The sequence below is a fragment of the Ruegeria sp. HKCCD6426 genome, assembly GCF_057221115.1.
The window spans coordinates 461,420-478,240 of sequence record NZ_JBWVBF010000002.1 but is presented as its reverse complement, the minus strand read 5'-3'; the positions used below and the strand labels follow the sequence as shown (position 1 = coordinate 478,240).

The following is a 16,821-nucleotide window of genomic DNA, read 5'->3' as shown; positions in this document are numbered from 1 at the left end:
CTTACTCGCCTGAAGTCTATGAACTAGCTCTCACCATGGGATAGTATCGAACCAAAGCTCAAGGAGCAGTGCGCTACCGCGGACTGCGCTTCGCCAAAATCCGCTGCAATGTCCGGCGGTGCATGTTCAACCGTCGCGCTGTCTCGGATACATTCCGGTCACACAGCTCATAAACCCGTTGGATATGCTCCCAGCGCACGCGATCCGCGCTCATGGGGTTTTCCGGCGGCGGAGGCAGTTCGTCGCCCTTGGCCAGCAGCGCGTTGGTGATGTCAGTGGCGTCTGCGGGTTTTGACAGATAATCCGTCGCGCCGATCTTGACGGCGGCCACGGCTGTGGCAATCGCGCCGTATCCGGTCAGAACCACAACCCGGCTGTCAGGGCGCTTTTCCCGCAGCACCTCGACCACGTCCAATCCGTTGCCATCCTCAAGTCGCAGGTCGACCACTGCATAGGCGGGCGGGCGGGCGGTGGAAATGGCGCGGCCTGCGGCGACAGAGCCTGCGGTTTCAACTTCGAACCCGCGTTTTTCCATGGCTTTGGCCAGACGTCTCAGAAATGGCTCGTCATCGTCCACCAGAAGCAAGGATTTATCGGGGCCGATGTCGAGTGGAGAGCTGTCCGCCATTTTCTATTCTTTCCGCTATTTCACGCCGTTGGCTTAGACAAGAGTAATAGCAGCGCCATGACAAAGGTCAAACAACACGTTTCAGCTACATCTTATCCAGGAAGCAGCCGACCTGATCCGCCATCTGCTCGGCCGAAGTGTTGCGGTCGAAAAATTCCACGAACCCATCTTCAGGTGTCACCAGATAGGAAAAGGTCGAGTGATCGACCAGATAGTACTCGTCGCTTTTATCCTGCGCTTTGAAATAGGTCTTGTAGGCCTTGCTTGCCGCCTTGACCTGCTCGGGCGATCCAGTCAGCCCGATCATCTTTTCATGTAGGTTAAAGGCAAAATCACCCACAACCTCGGGCGTGTCGCGGTCCGGGTCAATTGAAATGAATACGGGCGTGATCGATTGGCCACGCTCGGCCAGCAGATCGACGGCCTCGGCGTTGCGCGACGTGTCCAGCGGGCAGACATCGGGGCAGAACGTATAACCGAAATAGATCATTGCGGGTTCGGTGATCACGTCCTTGTCGGTGACCGTTTCGCCCTTGGCATTAATCAGTTCGAAGGGCCCGCCAATGGCAGCGGTTCCGCCAGCGATCTGGCTGGTCCGGCATTGAGCAAACTTGTCATCCGAGCCCGCACCACGCGTCAGCAACCACATGGCGCCCAGACCCACGGCCAGAATAACGGTTGCGAGAATGGCGTAGAGGCGGGTCATGATTGTCACCTGATGCAGGGGGTTGTTGATCGTTTCGGCCCGGACACCTATCAAGTTACTCAGCCGGTGCAACAGGACATAATAGACCAATGGCAAATTCCAATACCAGTCTTTGGCGTGGCCAGGAACGCAGCAGCTGGATTCGCCTGCGCACGTTGATCCTGTTGCGCTGGGTGGCCATCATCGGTCAGATCACCGCGATCACCGTGGCGCAGAAAACCTATCACGTCCAGCTTGAGCTGGGCCTGTGTTATATGGCGATTGGCGTTTCGGTAATGGGGAACCTGACTGCGATCCTGCTGTTTCCCGAGAACAAACGCCTGTCCGAATATGAGAACTTTCTGATGGTTCTCTTCGACCTGCTGCAGCTGTCGTTTCTCCTGTATCTGACAGGCGGGTTGAACAACCCCTTTGCGTTGCTTCTTGTAGGTCCGGTGACAATCTCGGCCAGCGTGATGAGCACGCGCTCAACCCTGATTGTGGGCAGTGTCGCGATCGTGCTGACGACGTTGCTGGCGCAATTCCACCTGCCACTGCGGACCAATCTGGGGCTGGTCCTGGACACCCCCGACATCCTTCTGTTTGGCAACTGGGCCGCAATAGTCATCGCTATCGTGTTTCTGGGCGCCTATTCCCACCGGGTGAGTTCCGAAGTGCAGTCAATGTCCGAGGCGCTGTCGGCCACTCATATGGCACTGGCCCGCGAACAAAAGCTAACCGATCTGGGCGGAGTAGTCGCCGCAGCCGCGCATGAGTTGGGCACACCATTGGCGACGATCAAACTGGCCAGCTCGGAACTAATCGAAGAACTGGAAGCTCGTCCAGATCTGAAGGAAGATGCAGCTTTGATCCGGGAACAAGCTGACCGGTGCCGCGATATTCTGCGCGATATGGGTCGGGCAGGAAAGGACGACCTGCATTTGCGCCAAGCGCCTCTGTCCAGCGTCATTCACGAGGCCGCCGAGCCACATATCAATCGCGGAAAACAGGTGCATTTCGACGAAGGCCCAACCGGGGATGGCGATGTTCAGCAGCCGTCGATCCTGCGTAAACCCGAAATCATCCACGGACTGCGCAACCTGATTCAGAATGCCGTGGATTTCGCACAAGGGAATGTCTGGGTCGAGGCCGAGTGGACTTCGAACTGGATCACCGTATGCATCATGGATGACGGGCGCGGGTTTCCGCCTCAAATGTTCGGGCGCATTGGCGACCCGTTTGTGCGTCGGCGGCGATCCGAATCCGACCAACGCACTCGTCCAGAATACGAAGGCATGGGTTTGGGCCTGTTCATCGCCAAAACATTGCTGGAGCGCAGCGGCGCCGAGCTGAAATTCGCAAATGGTGTCGACCCCTATCAAAACCTGACCAAGCTGACCGACCGGCGCGGCGCCATCGTTCAGGTGGTTTGGCCGCGCAATCTGATTGACGCTCAAACTGGCGACTCACCGGTTCCTTCAGGCGCAAATCAACCGTTCCAAATCTGAATTAAGACGCTATTAACCTTTATTACCCATAACGGTTCGCGCATTTGTCAGAGGCGGAAACCATGGTGGACTGGATCATTCTGGCCGGGATCAGTCTGGTCTCGATCACCTTTGCGGTACAGTGGCTGCTACCGCGCCGCCCGAACAGGCCTGCGGATTTCGGGTTGTCCTCTCCTGCCTCACTGTTTGACACGGTTTTTCTGTTTGATGGCGACCAGCTGATCAGCCACTCCGACATCGCCCTGGCTGGATTTGAGCGTATTGCCGACTGGGGCGACCTGCGACGGATATTACAACGGGATTTTCCCGCCTTTCCCGAAACCCCCGAAATCGTGCGAGACGAAGGCAATCTGGTCGTCTCCGCCATAGACTGCACCGTTGAACGAGAGGTGCTGTGCGAGTGGATTGATGGAATCCTTCGTGTCCAGCTGCGCGATCTGACGGGCGCTCCGGGCCCCAAACGGCGCGATCCCAATGACCCGATCCGTCTGGCCATGGATAAGGCCCCTTATCCCGTCTGGCTTCTGGGACACAACGAAAAAATTCGCTGGTGTAACGCGGCCTATGTCGCTCTGGTTCGCAAAGCCCGTGGGCCGGACGCTGATCTGACGGCCCCGCTGTTTCCAGCCCTTGTGGACGAGGCGCCCCTTGGGCGCAAAACCCGTATGTCTATCACGGTCGGCAAAAACGAAGCCAAGATGTGGTTTGATCTGACCCATGTAGATCAGGACCAGGGGCATTTGTTCTACGCGGTTGACATCAACGCTATTGTTGAGGCCGAAACGGCCCAACGCAAATTCGTACAGACGATGACCAAAACCTTTGCTCAGCTATCTATCGGACTAGCCATTTTCGATCGGAACCGACAGCTGGCGCTGTTCAATCCGGCGCTGATCGACCTGACCACCCTACCCCCGGATTTCCTCAGCTGCCGCCCTAGCCTTTCCAGCTTTTTCGATCGAATGCGGGATCAGCATATGATGCCGGAGCCCAAGAATTACCGCAGCTGGCGTCGGCAGATGAACGACCTGCTCGAAGCTGCGCAAGACGGAAACTACCAGGAGACATGGTCGCTGCCGTCTGGGTCGGTGTATTCCGTCAGTGGCCGCCCCCACCCCGACGGAGCGGTGGCGTTTCTGTTTGAAGATATCACAGCCGAAATCACTCTGACGCGCCGGTTCCGGTCAGAAATGGACCTGATGCAATCCATTTTGGACAAATTGGCCGATGCTATCATCGTGTTCGCTGATGACGGTTCGCTGGCCTTTACCAACTATGCTTATCAATCGCTGTGGGGCGACAGCGATGAGGTCGGCTTTGACCCCATCACTGTTCTGGATGTGACACGCGGCTGGCAGGAGCAATGCTATGCCACGCCTGTTCTGGGGGAAATTCGCGATTTCGTTGAAATGCGTGACAATCGGGCAGAATGGTCCTCGGAAATCCAGATGCGCAACGGTACGCAGTTGAGTTGCACCATCAGCCCGATGCAGAACGGTGCAACCATCGTTCGATTTTCCACTTTGGACAGCATCGAAAATATGGACAGATTGCAAAAAATCAGCGCCTGAACCGGGTTGCAGAGGATCGGGCTCGGGTTCATTGTGGCGCCATGAATGCGCCGCTGTCGATCACACTGAAATCACCGGAAGAAACATCGGTTCTGGCTGCCCGTCTGGGGTCAACGCTGCAACGCGGCGATGTACTGTTGCTAGATGGACCCATCGGCAGCGGGAAAACCCATTTTGCGCGCGCCCTGATCCAGTCTGTATTGGCAAACCCGGAAGATATCCCATCGCCAACCTTCACCTTGGTTCAGGTTTATGACACCGGGGTTGGCGAAGTCTGGCATTCAGATCTGTACCGCCTGACGGCAATCGAAGAGGTTGAAGAATTGGGACTAACCGAAGCGTTTGAAACCGGCATCTGCCTTGTTGAATGGCCGGACAAACTTGGCTCTGTCCGACCGAATTCGGCTCTAACACTGAAGTTTCGAGCCGACACAGATGACGAGGATACCCGTCATCTAATCTTGTCCTGGTCCGATCCAAAGTGGGCTTCAAGGCTGGAGAACTCTGTATGACCAACCGGGCTATTCTGGCTGAAGCGCTGATCGCTCAGACCCCTTGGGCAAATGCGACGCACGCGCCGCTGGCAGGTGATGCGTCAAACCGTCGATACGAGCGACTTACCGATCCGACCACAGGCCGAACTGCAGTGTTAATGGATGCGCCGCCGGAAAAAGGCGAAGATGTTGAACCTTTCGTGCGGATAGCTCAATACCTGCGCTCGATTGGATTGAGCGCACCAGAAATATACGCCGAGGACAGCCAGTACGGCTTCCTTTTGCTCGAAGATCTGGGTGATGCATTGTTTGCGCGTGTCCTGGAAAAGGATCCCGCGTCCGAGCGGATGCTTTACGACGCAGCCACAGATGTTCTGGTCCATCTGCACGCGGCACCGGTCTTATCCCTGGACAGCTACGATCCAGCCCTGATGACCGAATTCGCAGCGCTGTCCTTCACGAAATACTCTCAAGGCATACTCGGCACACACGACTCCGATGCCCGGTCCCGGTTCGAACTGCGTTTTGCCGACATCCTTCATCGCGAAACGGGCGGAACGCGTGTTGTGGTGCAACGGGACTATCATGCAGAAAACCTGATCTGGCTGCCTGAGCGCGAGGGCGTCGCTCGGGTGGGTTTGCTGGATTTTCAAAGCGCTATGCTGTGTCATCCGGCCTACGATCTGATGTCGCTGTTACAGGATGTTCGCCGGTCGGTTCCCGCCGGGATCGAAATGCGCATGATTGATCGGTATATCACGGCAACCGGTGTTGACAGCCATGATTTCCGCACGGCGTACAGCGTTCTGGGCGCTCAACGCAATCTGCGTATTCTGGGGGGCTTCGCCCGTCTGGCCACAGATTATGGCAAACCGCACTATGTCGATCTGATTCCGGCCGCTTGGGCGCATCTGATGCGCGATCTGGAACATCCGGCGCTGGTACCCGTGGCCGATTTGCTGCGAGAGGCTCTGCCGAAACCAACCCCTGAAAACCTAGCCAGACTGAGGTCGCAATGACCCGAACGCCGCAGGCCGTCATGTTGTTTGCCGCAGGATTCGGAACGCGCATGGGTGCGCTGACCAATGATAAGCCCAAGCCCTTGATCCACGTTGCTGGCCGACCTTTGATCGACCATGCCCTGGATCTGGTCGAAGACGCCGGGCCCAAACGCGTGGTTGCGAACCTTCATTACCGAGCTGACCAGTTGGCCGCGCACTTGAAGCCCCGTGGAATATTGCTGTCACACGAGACCCCCAGGATTCTTGAAACCGGTGGGGGTTTACGCGCCGCGCTGCCACTGCTTGGGTCCAACCCAGTATTTACCTTGAATTCCGATGCCATCTGGTCTGGCGTCAATCCATTGAAATTGCTCCAAGAATCATGGAACCCCGAAGAGATGGATGCATTGCTCATGTGCATTCCGGTGGGTCAGACCATCGGCCATTCCGGACCGGGCGATTTCACCGCGGACGAAACTGGCCGGATTAGCAGGGGCCCGGGTCTGGTCTACGGCGGCGCACAAATCCTCAAAACCGACGGGCTGCACGATTTCCCGCAAGAGGCTTTTTCCCTCAACCTGCTATGGGACAGGATTCACGAGCAAGAACGTCTTTTTGCACTCAGCTACCCCGGACGCTGGTGCGATGTCGGACGGCCCGAAGGTATCGCGCTGGCTGAAGGTTTGATTGCCGATGTTTGAACCCGTCACCAAGCCAAGAGTTTTCGCTGTACCACCGGGCGCGGATTTTCCCAAGGTTCTGGTGAACGGCTTGCGCATGCGCAGCGCTACGTTGCCGCCGGAAAGCTTGGCGCGAGTTCAACTGGTGGTGAATACCCGCCGGATGGCGCGCCGCGTGCGCGATCTGTTCGACGAGGGTTCACCATGCCTGTTACCGCGAATGTCACTTGTAACAGATCTTGGCGCCGGTGCGGACCTGGAACATATTCCTCCTGCCGTTCCACCTCTGCGCCGAAGACTTCAGCTAACCCAGCTGATCGCCAAATTGCTGGAACAACAGCCAGATTTGGCCGCACGATCCTCGCTGTTCGACCTTTCCGACAGTCTGGCCGCCCTGATCGATGAAATGCAGGGTGAAGGTGTGTCGCCCGACGCCATTCGTCAGCTGGATGTTAGTGACATGTCTGGCCATTGGGCGCGGGCGCAGGCGTTCATCGGCATCGCGGATCACTTCATAGATGCGGAACAGGGCGCCTTGGACGCACAGGCCCGGCAGCGGCGCGTAGTTGAAACACTGATTTCGCAGTGGCAGGAGAGCCCGCCTCAGCATCCTGTAATCCTCGCAGGGTCTACCGGATCGCGCGGAACCACGATGATGTTGATGAAGGCCGTGGCGCAATTGCCGCAAGGTGCCCTCATTCTGCCGGGTTACGATTTTGACCAGCCTGATCAAGTCTGGCGCAATATGGATGATGCGCTGGCCTCTGAAGATCACCCACAATTCCGGTTCCACAAACTAATGTGCGAACTGAACCTGTCCCCGGATCAGATCCAACCTTGGACCGAAGATCAGGTACCTTCGCCCACGCGCAACAAATTGATTTCGTTAGCATTACGCCCCGCGCCCATCACTGATGCATGGATGAGCGAAGGCCCGCGCCTGACTAATCTAGAGGCCGCAACTGAAGATCTGACGCTAATCGAGGCGCAATCGCCGCGGTCTGAAGCGCTGGCGATTGCTCTGCGTCTGCGTCAGGCGGCCGAGACCGGTCAGACCGCCGCTCTGATTACACCGGATCGGATGTTGACCCGCCAGGTCAGCGCCGCATTGGACCGCTGGAATATTCTGCCGGATGACAGCGCTGGCCTGCCGCTGCAATTGTCCCCACCTGGTCGGTTCCTGCGTCACGTGGCAGGTTTGTTTGCCCATCGATTGGACGGTGAGGCCTTGCTGACACTACTGAAACACCCGCTTTGCCATGACGGCGGTGACCGTGGGGCACATTTGCTGCACACGCGCGATCTTGAGCTTGATTTGCGCCGCAATGGACCTCCGTTCCCCGATGCGGCCAGCCTGTCGGGCTTTGCTAATCGCAAGGACGGTGTCGAGGCTTGGGTACGTTGGGTCACCATCCATTTTTGCGACCGGCAGTTTCCGGGCGAGCTGCCGCTGACAAATTGGGTCAACCGTTTGCGTGAACTCGCCGAGGCGATTTCAGCGGGAACTTCCGGCGAAACGGGCACGCTTTGGGACAAAAACGCGGGCCAAAAGGCGTTGGCGATTCTGACTGCATTGGAAACCGAAGCAGAGCATGGCGGTTCGATGACCGCGCACGATTTCTCTGCCTTGCTGGGTGCTTTGCTGGCGGGGGAAGAGGTCCGTGATCGCGACGCTCCGCATCCGCATATCATGATTTGGGGGACCCTTGAGGCGCGAGTTCAAGGGGCCGATCTGTTGATCCTTGGAGGTTTGAACGAAGGAAGCTGGCCCGAAGCTGCTGCGCCAGACCCTTGGCTGAACCGCCAGATGCGCGACAAGGCAGGATTGCTGCTGCCGGAAAGGCGTATCGGGCTATCAGCGCATGATTTTCAGCAAGCTGTCGGTGCGCCCGAAGTCTGGCTGACACGCGCCATGCGTTCGGATGACGCCGAAACTGTTCCGTCACGCTGGCTGAACCGCCTGACAAACCTGCTGCAAGGCCTGCAGGGGCAGGGTGGTCCGGAGGTGCTGTCCAAAATGCGCGAGCGTGGCCAGCAATGGCTGCACTGGTCGCAAGCTCTGGAACACGCGCCCCGGATAGAGGCCGCACATCGTCCTTCTCCCAAACCTCCGGTCGCGGCTCGCCCGAGGCGGCTTTCGGTTACCGAGATCAAGCGTCTGATCCGCGATCCTTATGCGATCTACGCCAAACACATACTTCGACTGAAACCGCTGGATCCCTTGGTGCGCGCCCCGGACGCCTTGCTGCGTGGAATCGTCATCCACGAGATTCTGGAACATTTCATTAAAGACAGCGTTTTGGATTCCGCGCTTCTGACTCGCGAAAACTTTCTAAAGCGCTCCAACGCCTTGCTGGAGACCCAAGTAGCCTGGCCCACAGCGCGCAAGTTATGGCTGGCGCGCCTTACGCGGATCGCCGATGCGTTCCTGAGTGCGGAATTGGGCCGGCGGGCCAACGGCGGCCCCGTAGCATTCGAAGCAGCAATGGCACTGAAACTATCGCCGTTGGACTTCATCATAGCAGGCCGGGCGGATCGGATCGACCGCAACAGCCGTGGTGCGCTGCAAATCATTGATTACAAAACCGGTACGCCGCCATCAGAGAGCCAGCAGGCCAAGTTTGACAAGCAGCTGCTGATCGAGGCCGCGATGGCCGAACAGGGTGGTATTGAAGGGTTCGACCCATCACCCGTTGCACAGGCCATTTTCATCGGCATGGGCGGTACCTATAAAGAGGTTCCCGCGCCCTTGACCAAGGAACCGCCAGACAAAGTACTGGCTGAGCTAAAACAACTAATTTCAGCTTATTTAGAGCCTGATCAGGGCTTTTCCTCCCGCCGCATGCTACACAAGGACTCTGATGCTGGTGACTATGACCATTTGGCTCGATTTGGCGAATGGGACCGCACCGCGGAGACCCGCCCCGAGGACTTGATATGACCTTGCGTAACGATGCGTCCGAGCGTCAGGTACAGGCCGCGCGGCCAGACGCCTCGACCTGGTTGGCGGCGAATGCCGGCTCGGGCAAGACGCGGGTTCTGACCGACCGAGTGGCGCGTCTGTTATTAGGTGGCGTGCAGCCGCAACATATCCTGTGCCTGACCTACACCAAGGCTGCGGCCAGCGAAATGCAGAACCGCCTGTTCAAGCGCCTTGGTGAATGGGCGATGCTGAGCGACGCCCCCTTGCTGGAACAGCTAACGGACCTGGGGATCCAGGGCGTCGTTGACCCTGACAAACTGCCTCAAGCCCGCACGCTGTTTGCCCGGGCTATCGAGACGCCCGGTGGACTGAAAATCCAGACCATCCACTCGTTTTGTGCATCACTACTTCGCCGGTTTCCGCTGGAGGCCGGCGTCAGCCCCCAATTCACCGAAATGGAAGACCGCGCAGCCGCCTTGTTGCGAGATGAAATCGTAGAGAATTTTGCCGATGGACCACAGGCCGATCTTGTCGAGGACGTCGCTCGGTTTGTAACTGATACCGGGTTCGACAACCTGACCGCCGCCATCACGCAAAAGCGAAACCTGTTTTCGCAACCACTGGACTGGTTCGACCTTTTAAAGCGGTTCGGATTACCCAAGGGGTTTGACGAAGATGCGTTGCTAAAAAGCGTCTTTCTGGGGGGTGAGGTTGAGCTGATCCAGGCCCTTTTGCCTGCGCTAACCGAAAGCGGCGGCAACAACGCCAAGGCAGCGGCAAAACTGGCAACACTCTCAGGGCCACAGCTGATGGCGCTTCCGGTTCTCGAAAGCGTTTTGCTAACCGGCAAATCTGCAAAAGAACCCTTTGCCGCCAAAATCAACGGCTTCCCCACAAAGCCATTGCGTGAAGGTGCACTGGCCGACTGGATGCCGCAACTCGAAGCCTTGATGCTGAGGGTTGAGGCCGCGCGGGAACAGCGTTTGGCGCTCGTCGCGGCGCAGAAAGCCCATGTTCTGCGCCGGTTCGCCGCCGCGTTTTTGCCAGAGTATGAACGACGCAAACAGTTACGCGGCTGGTTGGATTTCGACGATCTGATATTGCGCGCCCGGCAAGTATTGAACGACCCGGCTGTGGCGGAGTGGGTACTATATCGTCTGGACGGCGGCATTGATCACATTCTGGTGGACGAGGCACAGGACACCAGCCCCGACCAATGGGATGTGGTGGAAAAACTGGCGCAGGAATTCACCAGCGGGGAAGGGGCCCGATCAGGTGTTGAGCGCACGATTTTCGTGGTGGGGGACAAAAAGCAGTCCATCTATTCCTTTCAGGGCGCAGATCCGAAGGCCTTTGACCAGATGCGAGAGCAGTTTGGTCGTAAACTGCAGGAATCAGGCTCTAAGTTGTGGGATTCAACGTTGGAATATTCCTTCCGATCCTCCAGCGCGATCCTGTCTCTGGTCGATATTCTGTTCGAAAGCCGAATAGATGCCGGGTTTCACAAAGAGTCTCAGCATCGCGCCTTCAAGGCGGATCTGCCCGGTCGGGTCGATCTGTGGCCGGTGATAGAAAAGGTCGAGGACAATCAAGAGGGCGATTGGACCGATCCCGTCGACCGCCCTGGTGCACGGCACCATACGGTCATTCTGGCCGAAAAGGTCGCCAACTCAATAAAGTCCATGATCGATGATGGTGAAACTATCCCTGAGGATGGCTCCGAACCCGGCCGTTTTGTGCGTCGCAAAGTGCGGCCCGGCGATTTTCTGATCCTGGTTCAGCGACGCTCGGATCTGTTTGCTGAGATCATCCGCGCCTGCAAGTCCGCTGGATTGCCCATCGCCGGGGCCGACCGGTTGAAAGTCGGGGCCGAATTGGCGGTAAAGGACCTGGCCGCTTTGTTGAGTTTTCTGGCAACGCCGGAAGATAGCCTGTCTCTTGCCACCGTCCTTAAATCTCCGCTGTTTGGTTGGTCCGAGCAGCAATTGTTTGACTTGGCACATCGGCGAACAGACCCGTTCCTGTGGACGGCTTTGCGAAACCGGGCAGAGGAATTCCCTGAAACGCTGGCCGTTTTGCATGATCTGCGGGGTCAGATCGATTTCTTGCGCCCTTATGACCTGATCGAACGCATCCTGACCCGCCACGACGGTCGCCGCAAACTGCTGGGCCGTCTGGGCGCCGAGGCCGAAGATGGGATCAACGCCCTGCTATCGCAGGCGCTGGCTTATGAGCGCACGGATATACCCAGCCTGACTGGTTTTCTGATCTGGATGCAGACCGACGATCTGGAAATCAAACGACAGATGAGCGGCGTCGGAGATATGATTCGAGTCATGACCGTTCACGGGTCAAAAGGCTTGGAGGCGCCGATCGTGATCCTGCCGGACACCGGCAAGCGCCCCCCGCCAAGGGACGCGGAAATCATGGTTTCGGAGGGAACGCCGGTATGGAAAGTACCCGCGGATAACTCACCAGACCTGATCACACGCGCGAGAAACGAAGCGCGAGAAAGAGAAGAGAATGAACGGCTACGGCTGTTGTATGTGGCTCTAACTCGGGCGGAAAAGTGGTTGATTGTGGCCGCTGCGGGTGATGTCGGCAAGGACGGATCCAGCTGGTATCAGATGGTCGAAGCCGCCATGGCGAAGGCGGGGGCCGTTCAGGTCGAAGGAACCGACATCCGCAGACTGGCGCATGGGGATTGGGAAGAACTGCAGCAGGTTACGCATGCTGTCACTTTGGCCCAATCTGAAGCTTTGCCAGAAATGTTTCAAAAATTGCCACCGGAACCGGTTGCGTTACAGGATACACTCAGCCCCTCTGACCTCGGCGGGGCGAAAGCCTTGCCCGGTGACGACGGGCTGGACGAGGAGGCCGCCAAACTGCGCGGAACACGTCTGCACCTGCTTCTCGAGCATTTGCCAGCGGCGCAACAGCATGATTGGCCCGAGCGTTGCGCCCGACTTTTACCGGAAATGCAGAACTTGGATCGGCGGGAATTGCTGAACGAGGCCGCAGCGGTCCTGACAGCAGATCACCTGAAATCCGTCTTCGCGCCTGACGCCCTGGCCGAGGTCCCATTGTCGGCGGATCTGGAAGGGGCCCGGCTGCATGGGGTCGTTGACCGTCTGATCGTCACCGATTCAGAAATACAGGTTGTTGATTTCAAAACGAATGCCACGGTTCCCGCCACTGCCGAAGAGTGTCCCGAAGGGCTGCTGAGGCAAATGGGGGCTTACGCGAAGGCCCTCTCGCAAATCTATCCGGAGCGCGAAATCCGCACGGCAATCCTGTGGACGCGCACCGCGAGCCTGATGTGGTTACCCCACGAACATGTGACACAAGCGCTGCGACGGGCGCGGGCGTCTTGACCTCCCAAATCGCCGCACCTACGTTCTGAACCCAAGTATTCCCCATTCAGGAGACAGAAAATGTCGACCGTAGCCGTAACCGATGAAACCTTTGACGCCGAGGTCAAGAACTCGGACGTCCCCGTTGTTGTGGATTTCTGGGCCGAATGGTGCGGTCCCTGTAAGCAGATCGGCCCCGCGCTGGAGGAACTGGCGTCCGAATACGGCGACAAAGTGAAGATCGCCAAGGTCGACGTAGACAGCAACCCGAACGCAGCCGCCGCGATGGGCGTACGTGGCATTCCGGCGCTGTTCATCTTCAAGGACGGCCAGGTTGTCTCGAACCGTGCAGGCGCAGCGCCCAAGGCCGCGCTGCAAAGCTGGATCGAAGAATCAATCTGATCCGTTGTGATCGGCAAAGATCCAAGGCGCCTTTCGTAAGGCGCCTTTTTTATTGAGTATCGGAGTAGCAGATGGCGAAGACACGGGTTCTTGTAGAGTTCGGGATGGGCACGTCGTTGCGGCGCATGGACTACACCGAGGCGTCACTGCGCGCGATCAGGGATGCCCTGTGGCACAACTCGATCAACATGGCCGAACTGTTCGGCTTTCCCAAAGAGGCGATGATCATCGACGTAGAGATCGGAGTCCAACAGCCAGATCGGGTTGATACCAGCAGGCTTTTGGACGTTTTTCCTTATGGTCAGCCCAACGTTACTGTCACACGGGGAGGTCTGGATATCGAAAAGCCCGGTGACGCGGGACACACGGTCATTGCCAATGCGGCCTTGGCAGTCTCGTTCGATATGGAGCCTGCGCAATGAGAAAGAAACGCATCATTCTGGAAATGGGTATGGGGAATGACCTTTACGGTCAGGACTACACCAAGGCCGCCCGACGTGCGGTGCAGGACGCGCTGCATCATTCCTCGATCACCTTGTTTTCAAAGCTGGGAATCGACCACAGCGAAATGCGGGTGCGGGTGACAATTGGCGTTCAAAACCCTGATCAGGTAGATTGCGATGTCATAGCTGCTGACCTGCCAAGAGGTCTTGCCGAAGTGCGCGCGGTCCTGGGCGGCCAGGATGTTGTCGATGATGAGGCGGGTACCCGGCATGTCGTTGCCACTGCCGCTATCGAGGCGTTCGTTCCGGATCAGACCGGCAAATACGTACAGTGCTGACATAGAAAAAGCCGCTCGGATTTCCGGGCGGCTGTTCTGACTTGGTGATCCGGATGATGGATCAGAGTTTCGCGATATCCGCCCGGACAAGGCCGATGTCGTCCAGCTGAGCGTCGCTCAGTTGCGAAAGCGCCTTGCGGGTCTTACGCGAAGTGTTCCATTCGACAACAGTGTCGAAAGCATTTGTGAACGCGTCCACTACGTGCAGGATGGTAGCTGCTCCGAGCGGCGCATGGATGTTTGCAGTAGTTGCCATGTACCCAGTCCTTTTCGATGAAACAGCCGACCCGTTGTCGGTTGTAAGCCCCATGTAGGACGAACCGCCGAGTCTCACAATTGCTCGTTCAACAGTCCCGGATTGCATTTTGTGCATATCTTTCGGGCAGTTTTGGAACGGGTTGCGCCCTTTGCCTGCCCAGCCCATATAGGACGCCAGAGATTACGGAGGCATTCATGGCAGACAGCGATTTTCCCGGATGGCATGGCACAACGATCATCGGCGTCAAAAAGGGTGACAAGATCGTCATTGCCGGAGACGGGCAAGTCAGCCTGGGTCAAACAGTGATCAAGGGCACTGCGCGCAAAGTACGCCGCCTGTCGCCAGGCGGGTTTGAGATTGTTGCCGGGTTTGCCGGATCAACCGCCGATGCCTTCACGCTGCTTGAACGCCTTGAGGCCAAGCTGGAGGCCACGCCCGGCCAATTGGCGCGCGCCTCGGTCGAGCTGGCCAAGGACTGGCGCACCGATAAATACCTGCAAAAGCTTGAGGCGATGCTGATCGTCACCGACGGCAAGGATCTGTTCGTGATCACCGGGGCAGGGGACGTGCTGGAGCCAGAGCATAACGTCGCCGCCATTGGTTCGGGTGGTAACTTTGCCCTCGCCGCGGCACGCGCGATGATGGACGGCGACAAATCAGCCGAACAGGTGGCGCGTGAAGCTATGGCGATTGCCGCCGATATCTGCGTGTACACCAACGGCAATCTGACGGTTGAGACGATCTCAGGCTAACAGCGCCCTGATCTCTTTACCCTTCCAGCGCATGTGCATCCCGATCAGGCCCATGAGGGCCGTCGCGATGACGATGTAGTAAGGCATGCGGATATCAATGCTCATCAGCCCACCGCCGATCAGTGACATGACTCCGCCGGCCAGACAGAAGACTGCCGTTGTCACGCCCATGACCCAGCCTTGATCAGTCTCGCTGACCGCCGAGGAAAACAGGCCGAGCAAGGTCGGGTAAGACACACCGAAAAAGAAGTAGAAGAAGAAGACCGGGACATAGCTCAATACCCCGCTGGGACTGAAGGCAAAGCCAAAGCCGCAGATCACCATGACGACCAGCGAGGTGTAGATGATCACGTGCTTGCTAACTCTTTCCTGCGCGGGCTTAACCAGGAAGGTGCTGGAGAATGCCAGCGCAAAACCAATCACAACCATAGCCATGCTGCCGCCAATCACTCCGTAGCCCCACGCGCTGGTCAGGAAATTATCAACGAACACATAGAACGTGACGTTGGCGATCATGAACAGTGCGTAGACTGGCAGGATTCTCAAAACCATCGGGTGCCCACGAACGGCAATCAGGCTGTCGGTAATATCCCGAGGGCGAAAAACAAACGCTGTACGTTCTGTACGGGTATCTTTGAAGAAGAACACCACAAGGAATATTGCAATCATCACCAGAACGAAGGCGCCATAGAATGGGGTTTTCAGCGTTGCCGCGCTGCCCAGCAGGGCTGCGTCCGACAGCACCGCTCCGATGATCGGACCGCCCACCAGACCAAAGCTGACGCCGGTCACGATGTACCCCATGTTGCGGTCTCGGTCCGCTGCATCGGTGCTGCCGTCAATCATTGCCGCCTGCGCAATAGGCTGATTGCCTGCGGTAAACCCGGTAATCGATCGCCCGACGATCAGCAGCAAAAGGCTATCGAGATACAGAGACGCAATTGTAATTGCGTAACCGGCAAGAGCACCGCCCAGACAGATCAGCAAGGCGTTCTTGCGTCCGATGGAATCCGAGACCTTCGACACATAAACAACGCCCAGAAACCACGACAGGAAGAAACATCCAATCACCAGCCCATAATAGAAATGCCGGCGGCCCTCCGGGGTGCTTTCCGGCAGGAACCCGGATTTCGTCTCCATGATCAGAGAATTGATGATGGGAAACACGAGACCCTGCCCAATCAGGTCGACAAACACCACAAACAGCAGGGTGATCTTGGCAATCTTCGTCATAAAATGCGCCCCGGTTCGAAATTTACCGAGGAGTGTAACAGATGGATGTCCCGACACCTAACGGTGTATCAGAGGCCGGACGCAATCCGGCCCCTGCAGAAATACTAGTTCAGCGATGCCACGCCCAGCGGAACGCCGGCAACTTCGCACCAGATGTAGACTTCGTTGTATTTTGAGACGTCCATGGTCGGCGGCACGGCATAGGATTGTTGGCCCGTCAGGTTCAGCAACGCGCCCAGTTTGGTTTCAGGATCATAAGTGCCGTCCTTGCCCAGCGCCACGCGCGGATCAGGGCCACCATCCAATGAGAAATCATCGCCCAGTTCGACAATATAACGGTCGCCGTCCTTCGTCAGTTTCACTGAACCTGTGGTGACGTGGTTGGAACGGCCCTCGAATTGACCCTTTTTCTTTCCGCCGGCCAGGGCACCGCTGGCGCTGGCCAGTGTCAGCGCCGCGCCCGCGGCAGCAGCATTCACAAAAAGCGAACGACGAGTCATCATGATGTGTTTCTCCAGTTTCCAATACAGGCTGGTTTGCCCGTCGAAGCC

The 16,821-nt window shown here is 57.5% G+C and carries 16 protein-coding genes; 11 read left to right on the top strand and 5 right to left on the bottom strand.

Going from position 1 to position 16,821, the window contains the following annotated elements; all coding sequences use genetic code 11:
- Positions 1-73 precede the first annotated feature (73 nt).
- The gene (locus AC2TDA_RS07060; RefSeq protein WP_480845046.1) at positions 74-628 is read right to left on the bottom strand and encodes an ActR/PrrA/RegA family redox response regulator transcription factor; all 555 of its coding nucleotides are present in this window, start codon (positions 626-628) and stop codon (positions 74-76) included.
- 85 nt (positions 629-713) lie between these two features.
- Entirely contained in the window at positions 714-1,334 is a 621-nt protein-coding gene (locus AC2TDA_RS07055; protein ID WP_480877687.1) for an SCO family protein, read from the bottom strand.
- 89 nt (positions 1,335-1,423) lie between these two features.
- Between AC2TDA_RS07055 and regB the strand changes: the two genes are divergently transcribed.
- The 10 genes from regB to AC2TDA_RS07005 all read left to right on the top strand — a co-directional run bounded on the left by regB (position 1,424) and on the right by AC2TDA_RS07005 (position 14,026).
- Positions 1,424-2,821: a sensor histidine kinase RegB gene (regB, locus tag AC2TDA_RS07050; RefSeq protein ID WP_480877689.1), complete on the top strand. Its 1,398-nt coding sequence runs from the start codon at positions 1,424-1,426 to the stop codon at positions 2,819-2,821.
- 62 nt (positions 2,822-2,883) lie between these two features.
- Entirely contained in the window at positions 2,884-4,392 is a 1,509-nt protein-coding gene (locus tag AC2TDA_RS07045) for a PAS-domain containing protein (protein ID WP_480877691.1), read from the top strand.
- 41 nt (positions 4,393-4,433) lie between these two features.
- Positions 4,434-4,904: a tRNA (adenosine(37)-N6)-threonylcarbamoyltransferase complex ATPase subunit type 1 TsaE gene (gene tsaE, locus AC2TDA_RS07040; RefSeq protein WP_480877693.1), complete on the top strand. Its 471-nt coding sequence runs from the start codon at positions 4,434-4,436 to the stop codon at positions 4,902-4,904.
- Positions 4,901-5,905 carry an aminoglycoside phosphotransferase family protein gene (locus tag AC2TDA_RS07035; RefSeq protein ID WP_480877695.1) on the top strand — a complete coding sequence of 335 codons (1,005 nt, stop codon included), beginning with the start codon at positions 4,901-4,903 and terminating at the stop codon, positions 5,903-5,905. The genes tsaE and AC2TDA_RS07035 overlap by 4 nt, the downstream gene beginning before the upstream one ends.
- Entirely contained in the window at positions 5,902-6,588 is a 687-nt protein-coding gene (locus AC2TDA_RS07030; protein ID WP_480877696.1) for a nucleotidyltransferase family protein, read from the top strand. The genes AC2TDA_RS07035 and AC2TDA_RS07030 overlap by 4 nt, the downstream gene beginning before the upstream one ends.
- Positions 6,581-9,508, top strand: coding sequence for a double-strand break repair protein AddB (gene addB, locus AC2TDA_RS07025; protein WP_480877698.1), 2,928 nt, complete (start codon positions 6,581-6,583; stop codon positions 9,506-9,508). The genes AC2TDA_RS07030 and addB overlap by 8 nt, the downstream gene beginning before the upstream one ends.
- On the top strand, positions 9,505-12,864 hold the full coding sequence (addA, locus tag AC2TDA_RS07020; protein WP_480877700.1) for a double-strand break repair helicase AddA: 3,360 nt from the start codon (positions 9,505-9,507) through the stop codon (positions 12,862-12,864). The genes addB and addA overlap by 4 nt, the downstream gene beginning before the upstream one ends.
- A 60-nt stretch (positions 12,865-12,924) precedes the next feature.
- On the top strand, positions 12,925-13,245 hold the full coding sequence (gene trxA, locus AC2TDA_RS07015) for a thioredoxin (RefSeq protein WP_480838588.1): 321 nt from the start codon (positions 12,925-12,927) through the stop codon (positions 13,243-13,245).
- Positions 13,246-13,316: 71 nt separating this feature from the next.
- Positions 13,317-13,667 carry a Lin0512 family protein gene (locus AC2TDA_RS07010; RefSeq protein WP_480877702.1) on the top strand — a complete coding sequence of 117 codons (351 nt, stop codon included), beginning with the start codon at positions 13,317-13,319 and terminating at the stop codon, positions 13,665-13,667.
- On the top strand, positions 13,664-14,026 hold the full coding sequence (locus tag AC2TDA_RS07005) for a Lin0512 family protein (RefSeq protein WP_480845033.1): 363 nt from the start codon (positions 13,664-13,666) through the stop codon (positions 14,024-14,026). The genes AC2TDA_RS07010 and AC2TDA_RS07005 overlap by 4 nt, the downstream gene beginning before the upstream one ends.
- Before the next feature lie 61 nt (positions 14,027-14,087).
- Here the strand turns inward: AC2TDA_RS07005 and AC2TDA_RS07000 are convergent, their stop codons facing one another.
- Complete coding sequence (locus tag AC2TDA_RS07000; RefSeq protein WP_480845032.1) at positions 14,088-14,282, bottom strand: DUF1127 domain-containing protein; 195 nt, start codon at positions 14,280-14,282, stop codon at positions 14,088-14,090.
- Positions 14,283-14,479: 197 nt separating this feature from the next.
- Here AC2TDA_RS07000 and hslV point away from each other — a divergent pair, with 197 nt between their 5' ends.
- Entirely contained in the window at positions 14,480-15,037 is a 558-nt protein-coding gene (gene hslV / locus AC2TDA_RS06995) for an ATP-dependent protease subunit HslV (protein WP_480845031.1), read from the top strand.
- Here hslV and AC2TDA_RS06990 read toward each other — a convergent pair.
- Together AC2TDA_RS06990 and AC2TDA_RS06985 are read right to left on the bottom strand one after the other, a co-directional pair.
- Positions 15,029-16,270 carry an MFS transporter gene (locus AC2TDA_RS06990; RefSeq protein ID WP_480877703.1) on the bottom strand — a complete coding sequence of 414 codons (1,242 nt, stop codon included), beginning with the start codon at positions 16,268-16,270 and terminating at the stop codon, positions 15,029-15,031. The genes hslV and AC2TDA_RS06990 overlap by 9 nt on opposite strands.
- Before the next feature lie 104 nt (positions 16,271-16,374).
- Positions 16,375-16,773 (bottom strand): DM13 domain-containing protein, encoded by a 399-nt coding sequence (locus AC2TDA_RS06985; RefSeq protein WP_480845029.1) that lies wholly within the window; start codon positions 16,771-16,773, stop codon positions 16,375-16,377.
- Positions 16,774-16,821 lie beyond the last annotated feature (48 nt).

Excerpts from the sequence above, each read along its gene's own strand:
- AC2TDA_RS07045 (WP_480877691.1), top strand. The coding sequence starts at position 2,884 with ATGGTGGACTGGATCATTCTGGCCGGGATCAGTCTGGTCTCGATCACC.
- AC2TDA_RS07030 (WP_480877696.1), top strand. The coding sequence starts at position 5,902 with ATGACCCGAACGCCGCAGGCCGTCATGTTGTTTGCCGCAGGATTCGGA.
- hslV (WP_480845031.1), top strand. The coding sequence starts at position 14,480 with ATGGCAGACAGCGATTTTCCCGGATGGCATGGCACAACGATCATCGGC.
- trxA (WP_480838588.1), top strand. The coding sequence starts at position 12,925 with ATGTCGACCGTAGCCGTAACCGATGAAACCTTTGACGCCGAGGTCAAG.
- AC2TDA_RS07035 (WP_480877695.1), top strand. The coding sequence starts at position 4,901 with ATGACCAACCGGGCTATTCTGGCTGAAGCGCTGATCGCTCAGACCCCT.
- AC2TDA_RS07055 (WP_480877687.1), bottom strand. The coding sequence starts at position 1,334 with ATGACCCGCCTCTACGCCATTCTCGCAACCGTTATTCTGGCCGTGGGT.
- AC2TDA_RS07005 (WP_480845033.1), top strand. The coding sequence starts at position 13,664 with ATGAGAAAGAAACGCATCATTCTGGAAATGGGTATGGGGAATGACCTT.
- AC2TDA_RS06990 (WP_480877703.1), bottom strand. The coding sequence starts at position 16,270 with ATGACGAAGATTGCCAAGATCACCCTGCTGTTTGTGGTGTTTGTCGAC.
- AC2TDA_RS06985 (WP_480845029.1), bottom strand. The coding sequence starts at position 16,773 with ATGATGACTCGTCGTTCGCTTTTTGTGAATGCTGCTGCCGCGGGCGCG.
- addB (WP_480877698.1), top strand. The coding sequence starts at position 6,581 with ATGTTTGAACCCGTCACCAAGCCAAGAGTTTTCGCTGTACCACCGGGC.
- AC2TDA_RS07000 (WP_480845032.1), bottom strand. The coding sequence starts at position 14,282 with ATGGCAACTACTGCAAACATCCATGCGCCGCTCGGAGCAGCTACCATC.
- regB (WP_480877689.1), top strand. The coding sequence starts at position 1,424 with ATGGCAAATTCCAATACCAGTCTTTGGCGTGGCCAGGAACGCAGCAGC.
- addA (WP_480877700.1), top strand. The coding sequence starts at position 9,505 with ATGACCTTGCGTAACGATGCGTCCGAGCGTCAGGTACAGGCCGCGCGG.
- AC2TDA_RS07010 (WP_480877702.1), top strand. The coding sequence starts at position 13,317 with ATGGCGAAGACACGGGTTCTTGTAGAGTTCGGGATGGGCACGTCGTTG.
- AC2TDA_RS07060 (WP_480845046.1), bottom strand. The coding sequence starts at position 628 with ATGGCGGACAGCTCTCCACTCGACATCGGCCCCGATAAATCCTTGCTT.
- tsaE (WP_480877693.1), top strand. The coding sequence starts at position 4,434 with ATGAATGCGCCGCTGTCGATCACACTGAAATCACCGGAAGAAACATCG.